Origin of the sequence: Leucobacter alluvii (assembly GCF_039530485.1) — a bacterium.
Taxonomy (GTDB): Bacteria; Actinomycetota; Actinomycetes; order Actinomycetales; family Microbacteriaceae; genus Leucobacter; species Leucobacter alluvii.
In genome coordinates, this window is the sequence record NZ_BAAAOP010000005.1 from 307,042 (window position 1) to 330,840 (window position 23,799).

The following is a 23,799-nucleotide window of genomic DNA, read 5'->3' on the forward strand; positions in this document are numbered from 1 at the left end:
ATGGCGAAGCGCCGGGGCCCGAACAAGTACCAGCGCGCGGCGCTCGCCCCGCAGGTTGACGTGACGCGTCTCGCTCACGGAGGTGCCAGGACCGAATCCCGAGCCGGAACCGAGTGGTTCGTTCGCGACATCCCGTCCCAGCGCGCTGAGAAGGCTTACGTGTGCCCGTCATGCCGCATCGAGATCCCTCCGGGGCAATCCCACGTCGTAGCCTGGCGGGCCGACGATTTCTTCGGCGACGAGGCCGCGGTCCGGGATCGCCGCCATTATCACGCGCACTGCTGGCGACTGACTTGAGATCGAGCACACCGAGCATCGGCCCTCGCCGATCTCAGTGAACTAGAACAAGGTCGGGGGTGCGACGGTCTGCGGCGCATCGACCACGGGCGACGCGGGAGTCCGTGAGGCAAGGCCCGGGCCATGATCCGGCTGGCGGCCCGCCTGGAACGCCGTCGCGGCGGCACGGGCGCGGAGATCCGCGGCCTCGTTGAGCGGGTGCCCGGCATGACCCTTGACCCACTCGAACGAAACGTCCCGTCCTGACATCGCAGCGTCGAGGCGTTCCAGCAACTCGCGATTGAGAACGGGTTTTCCGTCTGCCTTCCGCCAGCCCCGTCGCTTCCATCCGGCCATCCACTGCGTCACGGAATTGATCACGTACTGGCTGTCGCACAGGATGCGCAGGGGCTCTTCTGCGCGGTCCGATGTCGCAGTGAGGAGGTCGAGCACCGCCATCAGTTCGCCCTGGTTGTTCGTGGCGCGCGGCCAGCCGCCTGCCCGCCACTGCTCGTCATCGACGTACCAGGCCCAACCGGCGGGGCCTGGGTTGCCGAGTGCCGAGCCGTCTGCCGCTGCCGTAAGTGCCATGGCTTCTATCCTGCCAGAGCGCAGGCGCCGACCTGGATAGGCTGGTGGCATCAGCTTGGAGTGAAGGGTGAACGGCATGGTGGAGATTACGAGCAATACCGTCTTGCGAGCGCGTCGCGAGGATGTGGAGCTGCATACTGCCGACGGGCTCACACTCTACGGAGAGCTCGCGCTTCCTGCGGACCGCGAGCCTCGAGCCACACTCGTCACCCTGCACCCGCTCCCGACGGCCGGCGGGTTCATGGAATCCCACATCATTCGGAAGGCCGCGAATCGGCTTCCCGAGCTGGCCGACCTCGCGGTCCTGCGATTCAATACGCGCGGCACCTCATCCCCCCGCGGCACCAGCGAGGGAGAATTCGGCGACGGGGTGTCCGAGGAGCACGACGTAGCGGCGGCGATGGCTTTCGTCGCGGAACGAGGGCTGCCGAATCCCTGGCTGCTCGGGTGGTCGTTCGGAACGGAGCTCGCCTTGAAGTACGGCCTTGCGCATCCGATAGCGGGGGCGATCCTACTGTCTCCGCCGCTCCACCGTGCGACAGCGGATGACGTCGCGGCATGGCAGCAGGCCGCACCAGAACTCGTCGCGCTGATCCCGGAGTTCGACGACTACCTGCGCCCGGCGGAGGCCGAGCAGCGCTTCGCGAGCGTGCCGCGGATGACGCTCATACCGGTCGAGGGCGGTCGGCACCTGTGGGTGGGGGAGAAGCAGACGCGCCGGGTGCTCGACGAGGTGGTCTCAGCAGTCGGCACTGCGGCCGCTCCGCTTCCGACCGTCGTCGAAGAGGAGCGGCTGCAGCGCTAACGCGTCACTGCGTCGTCGAAGACGTGTCGGTCCCTTGCGGTTCGGAGGCGCCCGGCTCCGACGAGTCTGCCGAGGCGGAACGGGCGTCTTCCGGGGTGGAGCGAGCCGCTGCGGTCGACTCGGCCTCGTCGGCTGGCAGCGCCTCAGCGATGGGCTGCGCCACAAGTCGGCCCGCGACCGTGCTCATCTTCTGCGCATTGGTGATGACCTCGCCGAGACTCTCGAAATAGCGCGCTACGGCACCGCGTTCGACCTTCAACTGCGTCATCCGATCTTCAGCGGCCGCGAGCACCTTGGTCGCGCGCTCTTCAGCAGCGGCGAACGTCGTCTGGGCGCGCTGCTCCGCCTCCATGACGATCTCGGCGGCATGGCGCTCCGCTGCTGCACGCACGTTTCGTGCATCCTGAGTGGCTTCCGTGCTCAGGCGCTCGTATTCCTCGCGCGCGGCTTCCAACTGGGACTTGAGCTCGGAGAGTTCGGATCGCGTGGCTTCGAGTTCCCGTTGCGACGTCTCAGATGCGAGACGCTGACGCTCCGCGAGATCGCGCTCGAAGTCCTCTCGCTGCAGCGCGATGCCGGTGCTGAAGGTCGCGCTCTCCCGCTCGATGCGTTCCGTCATCTGGCGCACCGCGTCCTCGGTCTCTTCGCGCGCACGCGCCAGGCGCGCTTCTTCTTCGGCGCGATGCTCGGCCAGTTCTGCCACAGTGTCTGCGCGCAGCAGATCGGTCTCTTCGATGACCGCTGCGCGTTTCGCGGCGACCTCGCGTTCGATAGCGGCTGCCTGCTCCTCGCGCTCGCGCGCGAGGTCCGCCTCGTGCTGCGCGACCGCCGCCGCGATCGTGCGATCGTGCTCCTCGCGCTCCCGCGACACATCATCGGCGAGGCGTGCTCGCTCGCGCTCGATCTGGAGTTCGAGGCTCTCCCGCTCGAGGCCGAGCGCCTCGGCCGCCTCGTCACGCTGGATCCGGAGCCGCTCCGCCTCGGCGGCGCGCTCATCGGCAAGTCGCTGCTCGTGCTCTCGGGACTGCGATGCCAGGCGCTCTTCGTGAATGGTCGTCTCGTCGGCGATCCTCGCTGCGTGCTCCTGCTGATCCCGCTCCTGCTGACGTGCGATAATTTCTCGCGTCTCCAGCATTTCGCGCTCGTGAGCGGTGAGCTCCGCGGCAATGCGCTGGCGATGCTCGTCCCATTCGGAGATCACGCGATCCTGATGGGCTGCCAGCTCGGCGCCGAGTCGGTCTTCGTGCGCCGCGACCTCGGCTGTCAGGCGGGCATCGTGTTCTTCCTGCTTCGCGGTGAGTTCCCGTTCGAGCGCTGTCCGCGCAGCCTCCTGCTCGCGCGCGAGCTCGGCACGACCGGCGGCTAGCGCAGCCTCGTGCTCGGCGCGCTCCGCCTGGATCCGCGTCTCGTGCTCACTCAGTTCGGCCGCGAGAGATGCGTTGTGGTCCTCTCGCTCATGCGCGATCGTCGCGCGATGCGCATCCCATTCCTCAGCGATGCGCCGCTCGTGGGCAGCTCGCTCCGAAGCGATCGCCGCATCGTGCGACTCCCGTTCGGATCGAAGATCCGCGTCGTGCTGGGAGCGCTCCTCCGTGATGGCACGGTCGTGAGCGGTCCGCTCCTCGGCGATGGCGGCCTCGTGGGCGTCCCGCTCCTGCGCGAGCCGCGATACGTGAGCGGCGAGTTCATCCGAGAGTCGCACTTCCTGCCGCTGCTGCTCGTCGGCGATGCGGGCCTCGTGCGCCGCTCGCTCGTCGCTGAGGGCGGCATCGTGCGCGGCGCGCTCCTCGCGAATGGCGGCCTCGTGCTCCGAGCGCTCGGCGCTGATGCTGGTCTCGTGCTCGTTTCGCTCGCGCGAGATCAGTTCGCGATGCTCGGCGATTTCGGCCGCCAGTGCTGCGTCGTGAGCATCGCGCTCGTTCGACAGCTCCGCTCGATGCGCTGCAGCTTCACGCTCGAGGAGCCGGTCGTGATCCTCGCGCTGCGCTGCGAGTCGCGTCTCCAGACTCGCAGCGGCCGCGGCGCGATCCTCGGCCGCCGAGGCGTCGGCTCGCTCTCGTTCTCGTTCTGACTGCGCGGCCCGGCTCGTCAACTCCTGCTCGAGCGCTTCGCGCTCTCGGACGATGCCGGCCTCGTGCTCCGCTCGCTCCTGAGCGATGCGGTCGACGTGCGTCTGAGACTCGGCGCGCAGGCGACGGTCGTGCACCTCGCGCTCCTGGCCGAGTGCTGCATCGTGCTCGGCCCGCTCTTGCGCGATGCGTCCGCGGAGCGTTTCGACCTCGGTGGTGAGCGCGCGTCGTTGAGCTTCGATGTCCGCCTCGAGGGTGCGCTGCTGCTCGGTGTAGCGCTCCTCCAGCTCAGCTTCTTCGCGCTGTCGTCTCGCTTCGAACTCCGCGCGGGCCCGCTCGCCCTCCTGCACGAGGCGTGCACGCTCGAGTTCCGCCTCGCGCTCGTTCTCCGCCTTCTGGCGCTCGAACGCCTCGGCCTGTATCTCGGTCTGGGCGCGGAGCTCGTTGGCCGCGGCACGGGATTCCGTCGTGATCCGCTCGGCCTGCGCTTCGGCCGCGGCGATCGCGGCTTGGGCCTCTCGATGCGCGGTCTCGCGCTCCGAGAGCGCCTCTCGCTCGGCGCTGCTCCGGGTCAGCTCGGCTTCCCTGCGCGCTTCATCGAGGAGCCGCTCGCGCTCGGAATTCGCAGCGGCGCTCTGCGTCGCAACGTCGTTGCGCGCACCCGTCAGAATGATCTCCGCCTGCTCCGAAGCCGACGTCAGCAGTTCGTCGGCGCGTCGCTGCGCCTGGGTGAGCACCCGGCGGCTCTCCTCCTCGGAGGAGCGACGCAGCTTCTCAGCGTCGAGGTCCGCCTGCGCCATCAGTCGCTGGGCGTGATCCTCGGCAACCTGCAGGCTCTTCTCCACTCGAAGCCCGAGCCCGGAGTACCCGGAGGCGCCGAGTTCGGCTACCTGCTCCTGCAGATCGGCGATCAGCTGCCGCTGCTCGTCCCCGGCATGCGATGCCTGCCGGTGCGCCTGCTGCAGGGATTCGAGGTGCGATTGCAGGGTCGCGATGTGACCGGTCAGCGCGCCGACGCGTTCGTCGACCTCATCACGGTTGTAACCGCGGAACGCGGGGGAGAACTGCTGGGCTGGTTCGGACACGGGCCCTCCGGAATCTGAATGTCGTCGCGTGCCCGACCGGGTCGCGACGAGAACACAATTGCCCCCCAACGATAGCGTAACCGACGGCGGACGGCAGGGGAGCAGAGCCCCTCCGAACGGTCGCGGCGAAGACCTCAGAAACGAAGTCCTCATGTCGCACCCGGGAAGCTCCGGTAGCGTTGGAGGCTGAAGATCCGTGTTCGGGCCCCGCGGCTTCCATCGCTCGCTCCCGGACCGACGCGAAAGTAGAGGAGATCCCGTGCGACATGCGCTTGCGATCGCAGTGCTCGTGCTGTCTGGAGTGCTTCTGCTGCTCGGGCTCGGGCAGCGCACATTCCTCGCCGGTCCGGCAGAGATCAGTTTGCCCGTCGACACCCAGTCGGAAGCGGCCTTCGCCGTGGTCGACGGCACCGAGTTCTCGAAGCTCCCCGGCCAGGCGAACGTCGTGGTGCAGGGCGCCGACGCGTTCGTCGCCACCGCGATGACACGCGACGTCGATGCCTGGCTGGCCCCGTTCCCGCACGCCGAACTCACCGTGGACCAGCGGAAGCAGCGACTCCTCACGGCGTTGATCCCCGGGGCCCCTGCGGAAGCGCCGGAGACCGGTTCCGGAGCCGCGACGACGGAGGCCGACGAAGCGGGCGACGGGCTCGACCCTCGGGGGAGCGACCTGTGGCTCGACTCCCGATTCATCGACGGCAACGGAGGATCGACCGAGACCGAGACCGAGACGCTCCGCGTTCCAGTGTCCATCGCCGTCGACCAGTCGGTGCTGATCGCGACCAACGGGACGGACCCGATTCCGAGCGAGGTGTCCCTCGTGTGGGCGCAGGATCGCAGCACGCCGTGGGCCGGGCCGTTGCTGGCAGCGGGAGGCGTGCTCGCGATCGTCGGCGCGGTGCTGTACCTGCTCGCCGTCGACCATGATCGTCGGGGCCTCGGTCCTCGCCGTGGACGCCGAGGACCGCTGCAAGGGCTGAGGAATGCGTTCGCACGACCGGAGCGCCGCGGTCGGAGTGCTGCGCCGCGAGCCGATGCCCGTGCAGACGCTCCGCCGAGAGGAGAGCGCATGACGCTGAACATTCGGAACCGAGCGGGTCGGGACGGCATGATCGCCCGATCGAGGCAGAACCGACGATACGGGCGCCGCCTGCTCCCCGTGCTGGGAATCGCCGCGGTGCTCGGGCTGTCGGGTTGCTCCGCCGAGTACTGGCCGCAGATGGGCCCGAAGCCGGTGGAAGAAACGCCGACGGCGCAGCCGTCGTCGATCGCGCCGGTGCCCGTCACGGAAGCGCAACTGCATCGCATCGTCGAGCAGGTCTCCGCGGCGGCGAACGAGGGCGACGATGACCTCGACGCGGCCGCGCTCGACGAGCGGTTCGTCGACGACGCCCTCGCGCAGCGCACGGCGAACTACACGATTCGCGCTTCGGTGCCCGATTATGCGGTGGTTCCGCCCAGGATCACCGATGAAGAACTCGACTACGCGCTGGTGCAGAGCACGGAGTCCTGGCCGAGAACCGCGTTCGTCACCGTGGCGTCGTCGTCCGGCAAGACCGATGCCGATGCTGCGGCCGACGGGACCGCCGACGGTTCGGCGGATGCCGCTTCCGCAGCGGCTGACGCCGATGCGGAAGCGGGAGACGGCGCGACCGATGAGCAGACCTCTCCGTCGATCGCCCTGATCATGACGCAGCAGTCGCCGCAGGAGAACTTCGAGGTGTCGCGCGTGATCGCGCTGCGCGGAGGCATCTCAATGCCTCAGGCGGCCCCGGCCGAGGACGGCACGGCACTGCTTTCCAACGACATCGAGACGCTGATGCTGCCGCCCGGCGAGGTCGGGGCAGCCTACGCTTCGCTGCTCGAGAACGGCACTGAAGCTCCGGAGGCCGAGCTCTTCGACCTCGAGAGCGACACGCTCCTCGAGAACTACGGCAAGGCTCGTGCCGCTGCGGCGCAGCAGCAATCCGACGAGAAGGGGCAGACGATGAAGTACAGCGCGACTGCCCGACAGGGCGACGCGCCGGTCGTCGCGCTCTCGACGGGTGCCGGCGGCGCGCTGGTCGCCACGACCGTCATCGATGAGCAGATCGTCGACGCTGCCGGCGGCCGATTCAAACCGCAGGCGCAGGGTGCGATCACAGCGCTCTCCGGCCTGGAGGGCGAGCAGGAGCGTCTCGTGCAGCAAGTCGCGCACCAGATGCTGTTCTTCGTGCCCAGCAAGTCGGAGGATGCGAAGATCGAGCTGCTCGGCGTCACGAGCGAGCTCGTCGGCGTCACGAACTAGCGTCGACGGGGCGCCGCGGCCAGACGGCTCATGCCGCCCCGTCGATGAGGACCGAACATGAGGAAGGATCGATCACGATGACACAGCAGATTCCAGAGCGACTGCCAGGTGGAGGGGTGGATCTCAGCCACCTCGCAGCGCGCGCGGCTGCTCCCCAGGGGGGTGCCCCATCTGCGGCGCCCGGGAGCGCTGCTGGCGGCTCCGTCGTCGATGTCCCGTCGCTCGTCATCGACGTCACCGATGCCACATTCGAGCAGGCCGCTCAGCTCTCCAGCGTCGTCCCCGTCGTGGCACTGCTGTGGTCTGCTCGGAGCGAGCCCTCCGTGTCGCTCGGATCGGTGCTCGAGCAGGTCACTCGCGAACTCGGCGGACGACTGCTCCTGGCCAGGATCGACGTCGATGCCAGCCCCGGTCTCGCGCAGGCGTTCCAGGCGCAGGCGGTTCCAACGGTCATCGCACTGGTCGCGGGGCGGCCGGTTCCCCTCTTCCAAGGCCCGGTTCCCGAGGAGCAGGTTCGCGAGTACTTCGGGCAGCTCCTGCAGCTCGCGGAGCAGCACGGCGTCACCGGCCGCGTGAACGCTCCCGATATCGAGGACGCTGACGAGCAGGCCGCTCCGGCAGAACCGGAGATTCCAGCGGCGCACCTCGCGGCCATCGAAGCCGCCGAGCGCGGTGACTACGAGCAGGCCATCACCGAGTGGGAGGCCGTGCTCACGCGCTCCCCGGCGGACGCCGAAGCGCGAGCTGCGCTCGTGCAGGTGAAACTGCTGCATCGCCTGCAGGGGCTCAGCGCCGACGAGATTCGCAGCGGTGCGGCAGCCGCGCCCGGCGACGTCGAGGCGCAACTCCGCGTCGCAGATCTGGACGTCTCCGGGGGCCATGTGGAAGACGCCTTCCTGCGGCTGCTCGACCTGTTCGTCGAGCAGGATGCCGAGGGGCGAGCAACGATCCGTGAACGGCTGCTCGAACTGTTCGAGGTCGTGGGCGTCGCCGATCCGCGAGTCGCAGCGGCCCGCAGCCGTCTCGCCAACCTCCTCTACTGAGCGCGACGCCATGATGGTGGGCGGGCGCGCGTATCTCGACCATGCTGCGACATCGCCGATGCCCGAAGCGGTGCTGGAGGTCTACACCGATGCACTCCGCACAGTGGGGAACCCGGCGTCGACGCACGGACACGGCCAGCGTGCGAGTCAGCTGCTGGAGGCCGCCCGCGACAGCATCGCCCGGATGGTCGGGTGCGACCACGCCGAGCTCATCCTCACGGCGGGCGGGACAGAGTCGATCAATCTCGCGCTCAAGGGACTCTACTGGTCGCGTCGTCGCTCCGGTTCAGGGCCGGTCGTGCTGATCGCCGAGGGCGAGCATCACGCGACCATGGAGACCGCGGAGTGGCTGCGTGATGTTCAGGGCGCGGAGCTGGTCGGCGTGCCGATCGATGAGAACGGCCTGCTGACGCCGGGGGCGCTCGAAGCCGCGATCGCCGCAGCGGGCGCCGATCGAGTCGCGGTCATCTCGTTTCTCTGGGCGAACAACGAGGTCGGCACGCTGCAACCCGTGCGGGAACTGTGCGCGGTAGCCGCGGCCCACGGCGTGCCGGCCCACGTCGACGCCGTCTCGGCGCTCGGGCAGGTTCCGATCGATTTCGCAGCATCGGGAGCCTCGGCGCTCAGCCTTTCGGCGCATAAGGTGGGTGGACCGGTCGGCGTCGGCGCCGTGATCCTCGGCCGCCGGGTCACCGTCGAGCCGCTGCTGCACGGCGGAAGCCAGCAGCGATCCCGTTCTGGTACGCAGGACGTCGCCGGCGCCGTAGCCTTCGCTGCGGCGCTCGAGATGCTCCTCGATGAGGAGGGGCGTCCCCGACGCAATGGCCTCGCCCACTTGGGGCGCCTGCGCGACCGACTCATCTCCGGCGTGCGCGAGGTGGATCCGACCGCGGTGCTCCGCGGAGCCTCAGTCGGTCCGGGACGACTGCCGGGCAATGCCCACTTCACCTTCCCCGGCTGTCAAGGGGATTCGCTCGTCTTCCTCCTCGACGGTGCCGGCGTCTCGGTCTCCGTCGGTTCCGCGTGCCAGGCCGGGGTGGCCGAGCTCTCGCATGTGCTGCTCGCCATGGGGGTCGCTCCCGACGACGCGGCAGGGGCGCTGCGTTTCACGCTGGGCCAGGAGAGCACGGAGTCGGAGGTGGATGCGCTCCTCGCGGCGCTCCCTGCGGCGCTGCGTTCGGCCCGTGCGGCAGGGCTCAGCTGACTCGAGCCTCGCGGTTCAATCCGCGACGGGCAGCCGACGATTTCGCGAAGTCGACTCCCGGGTTTCGGAAGACTAGAATGCTCTGGTGAAGATTTTGGCAGCGATGAGCGGGGGCGTGGACTCTGCCGTAGCCGCCGCCCGCGCTGTAGAGGCCGGCCACGAAGTGGTCGGCGTGCATCTGGCACTCAGCCGAATGCCCGGCACCATCCGCACCGGCTCGCGGGGGTGCTGCACCATCGAGGATGCGATGGACGCGCGTCGCGCCGCGAATCTGCTCGGCATCCCGTTCTACGTCTGGGACCTGAGCGAGCGGTTCAAAGAAGACGTGGTCGACGACTTCATCGCTGAGTACGCTGCGGGCCGCACACCGAACCCGTGCATGCGCTGCAATGAGAAGATCAAGTTCGCCGCCCTGCTCGACAAGGCGATGGCCCTCGGTTTCGACGCGGTCGCGACGGGGCACTACGCGACACTCGCGGAGGGTGCTCACGGCCCGGAGCTGCATCGTGCGAGCGCTTGGGCGAAGGATCAGTCGTACGTGCTCGGCGTGCTGACGGAGCGCCAGCTCGCTCATTGCTATTTCCCGCTCGGCGATACCCCGTCGAAGCAGCTCATCCGGGCCGAGGCCGCGGAGCGCGGATTGCAGGTCGCTCAGAAGCCGGACAGCCACGACATCTGCTTCATCCCCGACGGCGACACGCGAGGATGGCTCTCGGATCACGTCGACCGCACGCCCGGAGACATTCTCGATGAGTCGGGCGACGTCGTCGGCAGTCACGACGGAGCGCACGGATACACGGTGGGCCAGCGCCGCGGGCTGCAGCTCGGGCGTCCGGCTCCGGACGGGAAGCCGAGATACGTGCTCTCCATCCGCCCCGTTTCGAATCAGGTCGTCGTCGGCCCGAAAGAGCAGCTCGAGATCTCCAGGATCGCGGGGGGACGGTTCAGCTGGGCCGGGGAGCCCGGGTTCGAGCTCTCGGAACGCTTCGGCTGCGATGTGCAGATCCGGGCGCACGCCGATCCCGTGCCCGCCTTCGCCAGGCTCGAGCCGATCCTGCCGGAGGAGCGAACGGAGCTGCATCGCGCGGACGCGACCCACGAGGTCGTCGTCGATATCGACCTCGAGCACGCGGAGCCGCTCGTCGGCGTGGCGCCGGGGCAGACAGCCGTGCTCTACGTGGGAACGCGTGTACTCGGGCAGTTCACGATCGATCGTGCGGTGCCGCTGGAGACGGCCGCAACCCGCTCCTGAATGTCGGACCTCGCTTCTACACTGGAGGCGTGAGCACGAACGCGCAGCAGATCCCCGAAGACTTCGACGTAGCCCGCGAGGAGGCGAAGCGTCTCTCCGACGAGGTCGAGCGACTGCGCGTCGCCTACTACTCCGAAGCATCGAGCCTCGTATCGGACGCGGAGTACGACGAGATGTTCCGTCGGCTCGAAGCGATCGAGCGGGCATTCCCCGAGTTGGCGAGCCAGGACAGCCCGACTCGCGAAGTCGGGGCTGCTGTGGTGTCGGCAGGGTTTCCCGAGCACCAGCACGCTGAGCGCATGCTCAGTCTGGACAACGTCTTCTCCATCGAGGAGTTCCGTGAGTGGGCGGCGAAGGTCCGCACCGCAGCCGGTCGCCCCGTGCGCTGGCTCTCCGAGCTCAAGATCGACGGATTGGCGATCAGCCTCGCGTACCGAGACGGCGTACTGGAGACGGCGACCACTCGCGGCGACGGGCGCGTCGGAGAAGACATCACCGAGAATGTGGCTCTCATCCCGGTGATTCCGCGCAGATTGCACGGAAGCGGGTTCCCATCGTTCTTCGAAGCTCGCGGCGAGGTGTTCTTGACCTCCGAGGACTTCGCCGCCCTGAATGAGCGCCAGCACGCACTGCAGCAGGCCTACATCGACGAGCAGTCGGTCAAGGGGCGAGACATCGAGCAGATTCCCGTGCGGTACGCCGAATTCGCGAACGCCCGCAACACCGCGGCCGGGAGCCTGCGCCAGCGAGCGGAGAAGAAGTCCGAGACCGAGCTCACCCTCATGCGGGAGCGCCTCGCGAGGCTCTCGCTGTACGTGCACGGCATCGGTGCATGGCCGGATCCGGCTATTGAGAATCAGTCGGACGTGTACGAGCTTCTGGCGGAGTGGGGTCTGCCCGTTTCGCCGCACTCGCGAGTGTTCGACTCGGTCGACGAGGTCGCCGCGTTCATCGAGGATCGGGGGGAGCACCGCCATGATGTCGAGCACGACATCGACGGCATCGTTGTGAAGGTCGACGAGCTCTCGCTGCACGGAGAACTCGGAGAGACGAGCCGGGCCCCGCGGTGGGCGATCGCGTACAAGTACCCGCCCGAGGAGGTGCACACGCGCCTCATCGACATCCGCGTCGGCGTCGGACGCACTGGGCGCGCGACACCGTACGCCGTCATGGAGCCGGTGAAGGTCGCCGGTTCGACGGTGCGCCAGGCGACGCTGCACAATCAGCAGGTCGTCCAGGCCAAGGGCGTGCGGATCGGCGACACCGTCGTGCTGCGCAAGGCGGGCGACGTGATCCCGGAGGTGCTCGGTGCCGTGCTCGAGCTGCGGGATGGCACGGAGCGAGAATGGCAGATGCCCGATGTCTGCCCCGAGTGCGGTACGCCGCTCCGGCCGATGAAGGAGGGCGACATCGACCTCCGCTGCCCGAACGCCCGAGCATGCCCCGCACAGGTGCGCGGCCGAGTGGAGCACATCGGCTCGCGCGGAGCGCTCGACATCGAGGTACTCGGTGAGATCACCGCGGCCGCGCTCACGCAGCCCGAGGTGCCAGCAGCGCCGCCCCTCGAAACCGAGGCGGGGCTCTTCGAGCTGACGTTGGAGCAGATCGTGCCGATCGAGGTGATCGTCCGGGACGCCGAGACGGGCGAGCAGCGCGTCGACGAGGCAACGGGTGAGTTCGTGCGGCGCGCGCCGTTCCAGCGCGTGACCTACGAATACCCACCTGCCGCCGAAGGGTTGAGCGCAGCCGAGCGACGTCGAGCGGGGATTCGCAAAGACCATCGCATCGTCCGGCCTTCTCGCGACGCCGAGACGTTCCTCTCCGAGCTCGAGAGAGCAAAGACCAAACCGCTCTGGCGTCTGCTGGTCGCGCTCAATATCCGCCACGTCGGGCCCGTAGCGGCACGGGCGCTCGCCGACTGGTTCGGTTCGCTCGACGCCATCCGCAGCGCGTCGCAGGAGGCGCTCGCCGAGGTCGACGGGGTCGGCGGCATCATCGCGGAATCGTTGATCGCCTGGTTCGACGTCGATTGGCACCGCGAGATCGTGGATCGGTGGAGCGCCGCCGGCGTGCAATGGGCCACTCCCGGGCATGCCGGGCCGGGTGTCGTTGGTGCGGACGGGGTGCTGTCCGGGCTCACGATCGTGGCAACGGGATCGCTCGACGGATTCACCCGTGAGGGCGCGACCGAAGCGATCATCGCCGCCGGCGGGAAGGCCGCTTCGAGTGTCTCGAAGAAGACCGATTTCGTCGCTGCTGGGCCAGGGGCTGGCTCGAAGCTCGCGAAAGCCGAAGAACTGGGCATCCCGGTGCTCGATGCAGCTCAGTTCGCGCTGCTCGTGACGGAGGGGCCGGATGCGATCGGACAGCCTGATTCTCCGCCCACAGACGCTGAGTGAGACGAAATTCCTCGACTTATGCACATCCGTCCGCTCGAACATGTCTGCGCATCTCGCGGAAGATACGGTGAGATGACCGATAGCGGCTGCAGGCCGCGCCGATCTTCGTGAAGGAGCGCCGATGGCAGAGAACACCGACACACCGGTTCGCGCAGCATGGGCACTGCAGGATCCGCTGCTGACGGCCTACTACGACGCGGAGTGGGGGATGCCGGTGTTCGACGACGACGGCGTCTTCGAACGTCTCTCCCTCGAGGCGTTCCAGTCAGGACTGTCGTGGCTGACGGTGCTGCGCAAGCGCGTCGCATTCCGCGAGGCATTTGACGGTTTCTCGATCGAGCAGGTGTCGCGCTTCAGCGATGGCGACGTCACGCGGTTGCTCGCCGATGCGCGCATCATTCGCAACGAGCGGAAGATCATCGCCACGATCGCGAACGCGCGGGCGGCCCTTCGGCTCCGCGAGGAGGATGGGACGGGCCTCGCAGAGTTCGTCTGGTCGTTCCGCCCGGAGCGATCGCCCGTGCCCGCGCGCGACGCCGACGTACCGACGCTCTCCTCGGAATCCACAGCGTTGGCGCGTGCGCTCAAACGCCGAGGGTTCGCGTTCGTCGGTCCGACGACCGTCTACGCCCTGATGACGGCGATCGGAATCGTCGACGCGCATGTGGTGACGAGTCATCGACGCGGATGCTCGGAGCTCTGGTCGCCCGATGGGACCTGGGCGGGAGCCGATCTGCCGTTTCAGGCTCCGGTGACGGCCCCGCGAATTCCCGGCTGAGCGCCGCTGAGATCTCGCGCTCGAGCCGCCGATAGGATGGTGGGCGTTCCCAGATGACCCCTCCCGATGGAGCAGCATGCCTGAAGCCAGCGCGGCGAGCACCGAGATCACGGCGGACACCGTCGCACATCTCGCGGGCCTCGCACGAATCGCCCTCACCAACGACGAGATCGGGGCGCTCACCAGCGACCTCGACTCGATCCTGACCCACATCGCGAAGGTCGGCGAGGTGACGACCCCCGATGTCCCCGCGACCAGTCACCCCATTCCACTGAGCAACGTCACGCGGCCCGACATCGTCTCCGACGTGCTGACGCAGGAGGAAGCGCTCGCGAACGCACCGGAGACCACCGACGGCATGTTCCGCGTGTCGTCGATCCTCGGTGAAGAGCAGTGAGCGCCGCGATGAACGACGTGATCCAGCTGACTGCGGCCGAGCTCGCCGCTCGGCTCACCGCGGGTGAGGTGTCCTCCGCAGAAGCGACGCAGGCTCATCTCGATCGCATCGCCGCCGTCGACGGAACACTGAACGCGTTTCTCGCGACCGACGCCGAGATCTCACTCGCAGCGGCGCGCGACATCGACGCCCGCCGCGCATCCGGAGAGTCGCTCGGAGAGCTCGCCGGAGTGCCCCTCGCCATCAAGGACGTGCTCGTCACGACTGACATGCCGGCGACCTCGGGATCGAAGATCCTCGAGGGATACCGTTCGCCCTTCGACGCGACGGCCGTCGCGCGGGCGCGTGCAGCCGGTCTGATTCCCATCGGCAAGACGAACATGGATGAATTCGCGATGGGTTCTTCGACCGAGAACTCGGCCTACGGACCCACGCTGAATCCGTGGAAGCTCGACCGCGTTCCCGGTGGTTCAGGAGGCGGCTCCGCCGTGGCGGTGAGCGCTTTCGAAGCCCCGCTCGCACTCGGCTCTGATACCGGCGGATCGATCCGTCAGCCTGCCGCCCTGACCGGCACCGTCGGCATGAAGCCGACCTACGGCGGCGTGAGCCGATATGGCGCGATCGCGCTCGCCTCGTCGCTCGATCAGATCGGGCCGTGCGCTCGCACGGTGCTCGACACGGCGCTGCTGCACGACGCCATCTCCGGGCACGATCGGCACGACTCGACATCGCTCGACTTCGCGTGGCCGTCGATGGCTGCAGCTGCGCGAAGCGGTGCAGACCCCGCCACCCTCGCCGGCCTGCGCGTCGGCGTCGTGAAGCAGCTGATGATCGACGGCGTGCAATCAGGGGTGCAGGCGCGGTTCGAGCAGGCGCTCGATCTGCTCACCGCTCAGGGTGCGGAGATCGTCGAGATCGATGCGCCGCATTTCGAGTACGCGGTGGCGGCCTACTACCTCATCCTTCCCGCAGAGGCCTCGAGCAATCTCGCGAAGTACGACTCCGTGCGATTCGGGCTCCGCGTGACGCCGCAGGGCGGGGCGACCGTGGAGGGCGTGATGAGCGAGACTCGTGCGGCAGGGTTCGGTGCCGAGGTGAAACGACGCATCATCCTCGGCACCTACGCGCTGTCAGCGGGCTACTACGACGCCTACTACGGCAGCGCCCAGCAGGTGCGCACGCTGATTCAGCGTGATTTCGCCGCCGCTTTCGACCAGGTCGACGTGATCGCCTCGCCGACCGCGCCCACCACCGCTTGGGCGCTCGGCGCTCACTCCGGAGACCCCATGCGCGATTACCTCAATGACGCGACGACGATTCCCGCGAACCTCGCGGGAATCCCCGGCATCAGCCTGCCCATCGGCACGGCGAGCGAAGACGGCCTCCCGGTCGGTCTGCAGCTCATGGCCCCCGCCTTCGAAGACGCGCGGCTCTACCGCGCCGGAAGCGCCATCGAACAGCTCGTCGCCGATCGCGACGACGCGCCGTTCTGGACGCAGGCACCGGAGCTCGATGCAGCCTTCCTTGCGACGGCCCGGACCGGAAAGGCGACGAACTGATGGCCAAGACGAAGCTGATGGATTTCGACCGCGCACTCGAGCTCTTCGAACCGGTGATCGGCCTCGAGGTGCACGTCGAGCTCAACACGAAGACCAAGATGTTCTCGACCGCGCCGAACATCTTCGGCTCGGAGCCGAACACGAACCTCGCGCCGGTGTGCCTCGGATTGCCCGGCTCACTGCCCGTGCTCAACCATGAGGCGGTGCGCTACTCCATCAGCCTGGGTCTGGCGCTCGGATGCGAGATCGCCGAGGTTTCCGGCTTCGCGCGCAAGAACTACTTCTACCCGGATATGGGCAAGAACTACCAGATCTCGCAGTACGACGATCCGATCGCCCACGACGGGTCGGTCGAGATCGAACTCGCGTCCGGCCGCATCATCCATGTGCCGATCGAGCGTGCTCACATGGAAGAGGACGCGGGCAAGCTGAACCACGTCGGGGGATCGACGGGCCGCATTCAGGGCGCCGAGTACTCCCTGGTCGACTACAACCGGGCGGGCGTGCCGCTCGTCGAGATCGTCACCCGTCCGATCTTCGGCGGAGAGGCGGATACCCCGGAGATCGCAGCGGCGTACGTCTCGACCATTCGGGACCTGGTCGTGTCGCTCGGCATCTCAGACGCGCGCATGGAGCGCGGGAACATCCGATGCGACGCGAACGTGTCGCTGCGACCGCGAGGCAATGAGGGCGCCGGAATGTCGGTGCTCGGCACGCGGACCGAGACGAAGAACGTCAACTCCCTGCGCTCCATCGAGCGCGCCGTGCGATTCGAGATCCAGCGCCAGGCGCAGATTCTCGATGGCGGCGGGACGATCACGCAGGAGACACGGCACTGGCACGAGGATACGGGGGAGACCTCGCCCGGCCGCCCCAAGAGCGATGCAGACGACTACCGCTACTTCCCCGAACCGGATCTCGCCCCGCTCACTCCCGAGCGCGAACTCATCGAGGAACTGCGCGCGCAGCTCCCCGAGCATCCGACGTTGCGTCGTCGACGCCTCCGCGGGGAATGGCAGTTCTCGGCGCTCGAGTTCCAGGACCTCGTCAACGCGGGCCTGCTCACCACCATCGAGCAGACGGTCGCCATCGGGGTGCCCCCGCAGACGGCTCGCAAGTGGTGGACCGGTGAGATCGCGCGCATCGCGAATGAGCGGTCGACGCCCTCGGCAGACCTCATCACGCCCGCCCAGGTCGCCTCGGTCGTCGAGCTCATCGATGCGGGAACGCTCAACGATAAGCTCGCGCGCCAGGTGATCGCCGGAATCATCGACGGCGAGGGGACCGCCGCCGAGATCGTCGAGTCCAGAGGTCTGGCGATCGTCTCGGACGACGGCGCGCTCATCGAGGCCGTGGATGCGGCGCTCGCCCAGCAGCCCGACGTCCTCGCGAAGATTCGCGACGGAAAGGTGCAGGCGGCCGGCGCGATCATCGGAGCCGTCATGAAGGCGATGCGAGGTTCGGCCGACGCAGCGCGCGTGCGAGAACTCGTGCTCGAACGGGCATCAGCCGCCGAATAGCTTCGGGGGAGACGCACAGAGGCCGGCAGCTCGATGAGCTGCCGGCCTCTGTGCGCACGCGCGCTGTGTCAGCGCACGTCTTCGTCGACCCAGTCCATGGACTTCGTCACAGCCTTGCGCCACTGACGCAGCAGCCGCTCCTGCTCGGCGGAGTCGAGCTCCGGCTCCCATCGGCGATCCTCCTGCCAGTTGGCGGACAGATCATCGAGTCCCGACCAGAAACCGACCGCGAGCCCCGCCGCATACGCCGCACCGAGCGCGGTCGTCTCCGAGACGACGGGCCGCACGACCGGTACGCCGAGGATGTCGGCCTGGAACTGCATGAGCATGTCGTTGGCGACCATGCCGCCATCGACTTTCAGCTCGGTGAGATCGACGCCGGCATCGGCGTTCACCGCATCGAGCACGTCCCGCGTCTGGTACGCGACAGCCTCGAGCGCAGCCCGAGACAGGTGTCCCTTGTTGGCGTAGCGCGTGAGCCCGAGGATGGCACCGCGCGCATCGGGGCGCCAGTAGGGCGCGTACAGGCCGGAGAAGGCGGGCACGATGTACACGCCGCCGTTGTCCGGCACGCTGTCGGCGAGCTGCTCGACCTCCGGCGCGTCCGAGATGATGCCGAGCTGGTCCCGCAGCCACTGGATGAGCGATCCGGTGACGGCGATGGAGCCTTCGAGTGCGTAGTGCGTGGGTCCGTCGCCGAGCTTGTAGCCGACGGTGGTGAGGAGGCCGTTCTTCGAGTGGATGATCTCCTCGCCCGTGTTGAAGATCAGGAAGCAGCCCGTTCCGTACGTGTTCTTCGACTCACCGGCGGTGAACGCCGCCTGGCCGAAGGTGGATGCCTGCTGGTCGCCCAGGATGCCGGCGATCGGCGTCTCGCGCAGCAACGAGGAATCCTCGGCGGTTCCGTACACCTCGGAGGATGACTTGATCTCGGGAAGCATCGACCTGGGGACGCCGAACGCTTCGAGGATGTCGTCTCGCCATTCGAGAGTCTTCAGATCCATGAACAGCGTGCGCGATGCGTTGGTCACGTCGGTGACGTGCACGCCGTGCTCCGAGCCGCCGGTGAGGTTCCAGATCACCCAGCTGTCGGTGGTGCCGAACAGCAGATCGCCCGCATCGGCGGCTTCGCGCGCCCCCTCGACATTCTCGAGGATCCAGGCGACCTTCGTCCCGGAGAAGTAGGTCGCAAGGGGGAGGCCGACGATGTCCTTGAAACGTTCGATCCCGCCGTCCGCCGCGAGTCGGTCGACGATGTCCTGCGTCCGCGTATCCTGCCAGACGATCGCGTTGTAGACGGGCTTGCCCGTCTTCCGGTTCCAGACGACCGCGGTCTCGCGCTGATTGGTGATGCCGATCGCCGAGATGTCGTGCCGAGTGAGATCGGCTCGCCCCAGTGCGATCCCGATGACCTCCTGCACGTTGCGCCAGATCTCGAGCGCGTCGTGCTCGACCCAGCCGGCCTGCGGCATGATCTGCTCATGCTCCTTCTGACCGACCGAGATGATGGTGCCGCTCTTGTCGAAGATGATCGCCCGACTGGAGGTGGTTCCCTGGTCGATCGCGATGATGTATTCAGACATGGTGTTCCTTTCGTATCAGCTTCGTTGCTCGTGCGGGTGCGCGGGTCAGGCCGCGGCCGCGGCGAGGCCCAGGACCAGCGGGGAGACGAGTGCGGCGATCGCTCCGCCGACGAGCGGTCCGGCGACGGGCACCCAGGCGTAGCCCCAGTCGCTGCCGCCCTTGCCCTTGATCGGCAGGATCGCATGCGCGATGCGCGGGCCCAGGTCTCGGGCGGGGTTGATCGCGTAGCCGGTCGGTCCGCCGAGGGAGGCGCCGATGCCGACGACGACGAGCGCGACGGGAAGCGCGGTCAGCGGCCCGAGGCCCCCGGGCACGCCGACCTGGATGTCGCCGTAATCCGCGAAGGCGAACACCGCGAAGACGAGTACGAAGGTGCCGATGACCTCGGTGAGGAAGTTGCCGAACGGGGTTCGGATCGCTGGGCCGGTCGAGAAGACGCCGAGCTTCGCGGCGGGATCGGGTTCTGCATCGAAGTGCGAACGGTACGCAACCCAGCAGAGCACGGCACCGACGATGGCTCCGAGGAGCTCGGCGGCTGCGGCTACGAGGAACTGCACCACGCTGATCTTGCCGGCGATCGCGAGCCCGATGCCGACGGCGGGGTTCAGGATGGCGCCGGAGTAGGCGGAACCGAGCACGCCGACGAAGACGGCGAGGCCCCAGCCCCAGTTGACCAGCAGGAACCCGCCGGCGTTCCCCTTCGTCTTCGCCAGGGCGACGTTGGCGACGACGCCGCAGCCCAGGAGTACGAGGAGAGCGGTACCGACGAACTCGGAGAGGAAGTAGTACCCGAGATTGACATCTGGCATGTCGTCATTGACCTTTCAAACAAGCGAGGGCTGAGCCTCGCGAAGGGTGGTGAGTTCGGGCGCGGAGCGTTGGCGCCGCACCCGAAGGGTCGCCCCGCTCAGATATCGACGACCGCGCCTCCGCGTTCGACATCGATACGGTGAGCGGTGCGAAGCAGTTGCGCCATGCGGCGGATCTCCTCATCGACGCGAGCACCGTCCCAGTTCAGGACGGGCGCGATCGCCTCCGCGGCTGCGCGCACGCGCTCGAGGGTCAGTCCCCCCAAGAATGCGATGGAGGTGCGGCGGAGCAGGAGGTCGTCGAGATGGACGACCTGCTCGGAGGCTGCGAGATGCGCGAGCTCGGCTGCCGTGTATCCCGGGAGCAGAGCGATCGTCTCGTCGTGCTCGGGCGTCGCGGCCAGTACTTCATCGGCTCGGGTGCCGTACCGGTCGAGCAGCACCTCGACGCGACTGCGGTCGTTGCCGTCCGCGCGCTCCGCCACCCAGCGGGTGCGCGCGGCGCGGCCTTTCGGGAAGTCCTTCCCGCCGCCGATCGCGAGTGTCTCCGTGCCGACGCTGCGGGTCTTCCCGAGCAGCTCGAGGGTGTCGTTCGCGAGGTGCGCGGCGAGTGCTCGGAAGGTGGTCCATTTGCCGCCGACGAGGCTGAGGAGCGGAACCCCGGCATGCTCGGAGGGCTCGATGCGGTAGTCGCGGGACACGAAGCCGGGCGCCGTGTCGTCGTGGCGGGGAAGCGGCCGGATCCCTGAGAACGTGTAGACGATCTGCGACCGATCGACGGAGATGTCGGGGAAGACGTGGCCCACGAGATCGATGAAGTAGTCGACCTCCTCGCTCGTGCAGGAGGTCGGCGCGCTGGGGTCCGCGTCGATGTCGGTGGTGCCGACGAGCACGCGATCCTTCAATGGGTAGATCAGCACGATCCGGCCGTCGGAGTGCTCGAAGAAGATCTCTCGTCCACCGGTGGCGGCGAGGAGCTCGGGGTGGTCGAGCACGATGTGCGAGCCCTTCGTGCCGCCCATGAACCGCGTGCCGCGGCCGAGCGCTTCGTTGGTGAGATCGGTCCACGGCCCGCTGGTGTTGAGGATCACCTTCGCCGTGACGTCGAAGACGTCGCCGGTGGTCTCGTCGCGCAGTTGCACTGCACCGTTCTCGAAGCCGACAGCGGGAAGGTAGTTCGCCGCCCGCGCGCGGTCGCCGCCCGCGACGATTCCGTCGTGCAGGACGTCGAGGGCGAGGCGCTCGGGGTCGTGCATCGACGCGTCGTAATAGGTCGCCGTGTACTTCACATCGCTGTTCAGGCGCGGCAGCTCGCTGAGCGATCGGCGGCGTCCCCGGAACTTGTGGCGGGGCACCTGTCCGCCGTCGCGCGAGAAGGTGTCGTACAGCGTCAGCCCGATCTTGATGAGCGCGGCTCCGCGCTCCCGAGCCTTTCCGCGGCCGTGGGTCACGAGCAGACGGAACGGCGCCGAGAGAATGCCGGAGAATGTCGAGAAGATCGGGATCGTCGTCTCGAGGGGGCGCACGTAATGCGGTGCCGTGCGCAGCAGGCGGTTGCGCTCTGCGACCGCCTCCTGGACGAGGCGGAACTCGCCGTTCTCGAGGTAGCGCACCCCGCCGTGCACCATGTGGCTCGATGCCGAGGATGCGCCGGAGACGAAGTCGCCGCGCTCCACGAGTGCGACGTCGACTCCCTGCAGCGCGAGTTCGCGGAATGTCGCAATGCCGTTGATGCCGCCGCCGATGATGAGGACTTCGGCGTGGGGGCGATCCCGCAGGCTGCGAATCGCGGGACGGGTGGTCGGCGTGCGATCATTCATGACTTCAACCTTTCGACGTTCGAGGTCAGCTTCCACCCGCCGTGCACCAAGTTGCAAGCTCATTGCACGTATGTGCATGATGTATTCATCAAAGCGAGCGAAGGGGGCAGTAATGACTGCACATTCGTCCAGATCGCGTGACGCTCTGCGAGCGGCGCAACTCTACTACCTGCAGCATCTCACGATGGAGGCGATCGCGCAGGAGATGCGCGTGTCCCGATCCTCGGTGTCGCGCCTGCTCACGCACGCGCGCGACTCAGGGCTCGTCGAGATCCAGGTGCATTCACCCCAGGAGGCCCGATCCCAGCTCGAACTGCGCATGGCCGAGCGGTACGGCATCACCGCGCACGTCGTGTCCTCTCCCGCGCGCGCGACGGAGGCCGACCGCCTCGAGCGAACTGCGCGCACCGCCGCGCATCGCGTCGCCGCCGCCGTCGTCGATCGTTCGACCGTCGGCGTCGCATGGGGCGCGACCATGAGCGCGGTCGCTCGGCATCTGCCCTCGAAGACGGTGCACGAGGCGCGAGTCGTGCAGATGAACGGTGCGGCCAACGTGCGCACGACGGGCGTGTCCTACTCCGCCGAGCTGCTCGGCGGGTTCGGCAACGCGTTCGCGGCCTCCGTGTACCAGTTCTCCGTCCCGGCGATCTTCGACGACCCCGACACGCGCCGAGCGCTCTGGCGGGAGCGATCCGTGAGCCGAGTGCTCGAATTGCAGGCATCGAGCGACGTCTACGTCTTCGGACTGGGATCACGGATCGGCGACCCGAGATCGCGGATCTACTCGGGTGGATACCTCGACCGCGAGGACCTGCAGGAGCTCGTGCGGGCCGGTGTGGTGGGCGACTGCGGAACCGTCTTCTACCGCAACGACGGAAGCACCGACGGCGTCGCCCTGAACGAGCGCTCGAGCGGACCTTCGCTCGACACCGTGCGGCGCATCCCGCATCGACTGTGCGTCGTTTCGGGTGCCGCGAAGCGGGAGAGTCTTCGCGGGGCGCTCGCTGCTCGGATCATCACGGAGCTGGTCGTGGACGAAGAACTCGCGCGGCTCGTCGTGGACGCTGGCGGCTGAGCCGTGGACGTGGTGGAATAGTACACATGTTCGATTCGCCGCGAGAGATCGCCTCCGTGCTGCACGTCGACATGGATTCCTTCTTCGTGTCGGTGGAATTGCTCGAACGCCCGGAACTCGTGGGGCTGCCAGTGGCGGCCGCGCACGACACCGCGCGTTCCGTGGTGTCGAGCGCCAGCTACGAGGCGCGCCGGTTCGGGGTGCGTTCGGCGATGCCCGTCGCTCGCGCCAAACAGCTCTGCCCGCAGCTCGTGCTCGTCGAGCCCGTCTACGCGAAGTACCGCAGCGCTTCGAAGGCGGTGATGGCCGTGTTCCAGGAATTCACTCCGCTCGTCGAACCGCTGAGCATCGACGAGGCGTTTCTCGACGTCGCCGGCACCGTACGGCTCTTCGGGCAGCCGGTGGAGATCGCCCGTGCGATCCGCGAGCGGGTGCGCGAGCGCACGGGCCTGCCCGCTTCGGTGGGTCTCGCCGGGACGAAGTTCGTCGCGAAGCTCGCGTCGCAGCGCGCAAAACCTGACGGCATCCTCGAAATCCCTCCGCATCGCACCCTCGAGTTCTTGCACCCGTTGCCGATCGGAGCGATGTGGGGTGTCGGGCAGGCGACGGAACGGGCACTGCACGCGCGTGCGATTCGGACCGTGGGGGAGCTCGCCCGTGAACCGATCCACTCGCTCGAACGAATCGTCGGCGGGGCGAGCGCACGGCGGCTGCACGAGTTGGCGAATGGCCGAGACGCGCGGCGCATCGTGACCACTCGCTCGGAGAAGAGCATCGGGCACGAGGAGACGTTCGCGCACGACGTCTCAGACGCTGGAGCGCTGCAGCGCGAGCTCCTGCGGCTCGCCACGCGCACGGGCGAGCGCCTGCGCGGAGCCGGGGCCGAGGCGCGGACGATCTCCATCAAGGTTCGCTGGGGCAATTTCGAGACCATCACGCGTTCGCGCACCCTTTCGGAGGCGACGGATGCGACGCAGCGGATCTATCACACCGCACGGGAACTCTTCGACGGGCTCGATCGCGGCGGACGCGCAGTGCGGCTCATCGGCGTCAGGGCCGAGCAGCTGCTGCCCGCAGGCAGCGATATCGCTGCGCTCTGGAGCGAAGACGACGGCTGGCGAGCCGTCGATCAGGCCGTGGACGAGGTTCGTGAGCGGTTCGGCGCCTCCGGGGTGACCTCGGCCAGCCTGCTGACGGGAAGAGGCTCCGTCGTCGATCCGCGTTCCCTTGAGACGCCGGGCTGAAG

The 23,799-nt window shown here is 68.0% G+C and carries 18 protein-coding genes; 13 read left to right on the top strand and 5 right to left on the bottom strand.

Annotated features, from left to right (window positions below; translation table 11 throughout):
• On the top strand, positions 1–297 hold the full coding sequence (locus tag ABFX18_RS05945; protein ID WP_090148264.1) for an ATP/GTP-binding protein: 297 nt from the start codon (positions 1–3) through the stop codon (positions 295–297).
• Positions 298–339: 42 nt separating this feature from the next.
• Here ABFX18_RS05945 and ABFX18_RS05950 read toward each other — a convergent pair whose 3' ends face one another.
• Positions 340–867, bottom strand: coding sequence for a ribonuclease H family protein (locus ABFX18_RS05950; RefSeq protein WP_200329286.1), 528 nt, complete (start codon positions 865–867; stop codon positions 340–342).
• 76 nt (positions 868–943) lie between these two features.
• Here ABFX18_RS05950 and ABFX18_RS05955 point away from each other — a divergent pair, with 76 nt between their 5' ends.
• Positions 944–1,672 carry an alpha/beta hydrolase gene (locus ABFX18_RS05955; protein WP_346057726.1) on the top strand — a complete coding sequence of 243 codons (729 nt, stop codon included), beginning with the start codon at positions 944–946 and terminating at the stop codon, positions 1,670–1,672.
• 4 nt (positions 1,673–1,676) lie between these two features.
• Here ABFX18_RS05955 and ABFX18_RS05960 read toward each other — a convergent pair whose 3' ends face one another.
• Complete coding sequence (locus tag ABFX18_RS05960; protein ID WP_346057727.1) at positions 1,677–4,826, bottom strand: hypothetical protein; 3,150 nt, start codon at positions 4,824–4,826, stop codon at positions 1,677–1,679.
• Positions 4,827–5,085: 259 nt separating this feature from the next.
• Between ABFX18_RS05960 and ABFX18_RS05965 the strand changes: the two genes are divergently transcribed.
• The 9 genes from ABFX18_RS05965 to gatB all read left to right on the top strand — a co-directional run bounded on the left by ABFX18_RS05965 (position 5,086) and on the right by gatB (position 17,265).
• On the top strand, positions 5,086–7,113 hold the full coding sequence (locus tag ABFX18_RS05965) for a DUF8094 domain-containing protein (RefSeq protein WP_346057728.1): 2,028 nt from the start codon (positions 5,086–5,088) through the stop codon (positions 7,111–7,113).
• Positions 7,114–7,190: 77 nt separating this feature from the next.
• The gene (locus tag ABFX18_RS05970; protein WP_200329279.1) at positions 7,191–8,156 is read left to right on the top strand and encodes a tetratricopeptide repeat protein; all 966 of its coding nucleotides are present in this window, start codon (positions 7,191–7,193) and stop codon (positions 8,154–8,156) included.
• Positions 8,157–8,166: 10 nt separating this feature from the next.
• Positions 8,167–9,360, top strand: a complete 1,194-nt coding sequence (locus ABFX18_RS05975; RefSeq protein WP_346057729.1) for a cysteine desulfurase family protein — start codon at positions 8,167–8,169, stop codon at positions 9,358–9,360.
• Between the two features lie 85 nt (positions 9,361–9,445).
• Positions 9,446–10,612, top strand: coding sequence for a tRNA 2-thiouridine(34) synthase MnmA (mnmA, locus tag ABFX18_RS05980; protein WP_090148280.1), 1,167 nt, complete (start codon positions 9,446–9,448; stop codon positions 10,610–10,612).
• Positions 10,613–10,641: 29 nt separating this feature from the next.
• Positions 10,642–13,011: an NAD-dependent DNA ligase LigA gene (gene ligA / locus ABFX18_RS05985; protein WP_346057730.1), complete on the top strand. Its 2,370-nt coding sequence runs from the start codon at positions 10,642–10,644 to the stop codon at positions 13,009–13,011.
• 121 nt (positions 13,012–13,132) lie between these two features.
• Positions 13,133–13,789 carry a DNA-3-methyladenine glycosylase I gene (locus tag ABFX18_RS05990; protein WP_346057731.1) on the top strand — a complete coding sequence of 219 codons (657 nt, stop codon included), beginning with the start codon at positions 13,133–13,135 and terminating at the stop codon, positions 13,787–13,789.
• A 76-nt stretch (positions 13,790–13,865) separates the two neighbouring features.
• A complete protein-coding gene (gene gatC / locus ABFX18_RS05995) occupies positions 13,866–14,186 on the top strand; it encodes an Asp-tRNA(Asn)/Glu-tRNA(Gln) amidotransferase subunit GatC (protein WP_090148286.1) in 321 nt (106 codons plus the stop codon).
• A gap of 8 nt (positions 14,187–14,194) precedes the next feature.
• Positions 14,195–15,745: an Asp-tRNA(Asn)/Glu-tRNA(Gln) amidotransferase subunit GatA gene (gatA, locus tag ABFX18_RS06000; RefSeq protein WP_346057732.1), complete on the top strand. Its 1,551-nt coding sequence runs from the start codon at positions 14,195–14,197 to the stop codon at positions 15,743–15,745.
• A complete protein-coding gene (gene gatB, locus ABFX18_RS06005; protein WP_211648110.1) occupies positions 15,745–17,265 on the top strand; it encodes an Asp-tRNA(Asn)/Glu-tRNA(Gln) amidotransferase subunit GatB in 1,521 nt (506 codons plus the stop codon). The genes gatA and gatB overlap by 1 nt, the downstream gene beginning before the upstream one ends.
• A 68-nt stretch (positions 17,266–17,333) precedes the next feature.
• Here the strand turns inward: gatB and glpK are convergent, their stop codons facing one another.
• The 3 genes from glpK to ABFX18_RS06020 form a co-directional block, all read right to left on the bottom strand.
• Positions 17,334–18,848, bottom strand: a complete 1,515-nt coding sequence (gene glpK, locus ABFX18_RS06010) for a glycerol kinase GlpK (RefSeq protein ID WP_346057733.1) — start codon at positions 18,846–18,848, stop codon at positions 17,334–17,336.
• A 45-nt stretch (positions 18,849–18,893) separates the two neighbouring features.
• Positions 18,894–19,658 (bottom strand): MIP/aquaporin family protein, encoded by a 765-nt coding sequence (locus ABFX18_RS06015; protein ID WP_090148294.1) that lies wholly within the window; start codon positions 19,656–19,658, stop codon positions 18,894–18,896.
• A gap of 98 nt (positions 19,659–19,756) precedes the next feature.
• The gene (locus ABFX18_RS06020; protein ID WP_346057734.1) at positions 19,757–21,478 is read right to left on the bottom strand and encodes a glycerol-3-phosphate dehydrogenase/oxidase; all 1,722 of its coding nucleotides are present in this window, start codon (positions 21,476–21,478) and stop codon (positions 19,757–19,759) included.
• A gap of 112 nt (positions 21,479–21,590) precedes the next feature.
• Between ABFX18_RS06020 and ABFX18_RS06025 the strand changes: the two genes are divergently transcribed.
• Together ABFX18_RS06025 and dinB are read left to right on the top strand one after the other, a co-directional pair.
• Positions 21,591–22,553: a sugar-binding transcriptional regulator gene (locus ABFX18_RS06025; protein ID WP_090148297.1), complete on the top strand. Its 963-nt coding sequence runs from the start codon at positions 21,591–21,593 to the stop codon at positions 22,551–22,553.
• A gap of 26 nt (positions 22,554–22,579) precedes the next feature.
• A complete protein-coding gene (gene dinB, locus ABFX18_RS06030; RefSeq protein ID WP_346057735.1) occupies positions 22,580–23,797 on the top strand; it encodes a DNA polymerase IV in 1,218 nt (405 codons plus the stop codon).
• The last annotated feature ends 2 nt before the right edge of the window (positions 23,798–23,799 follow it).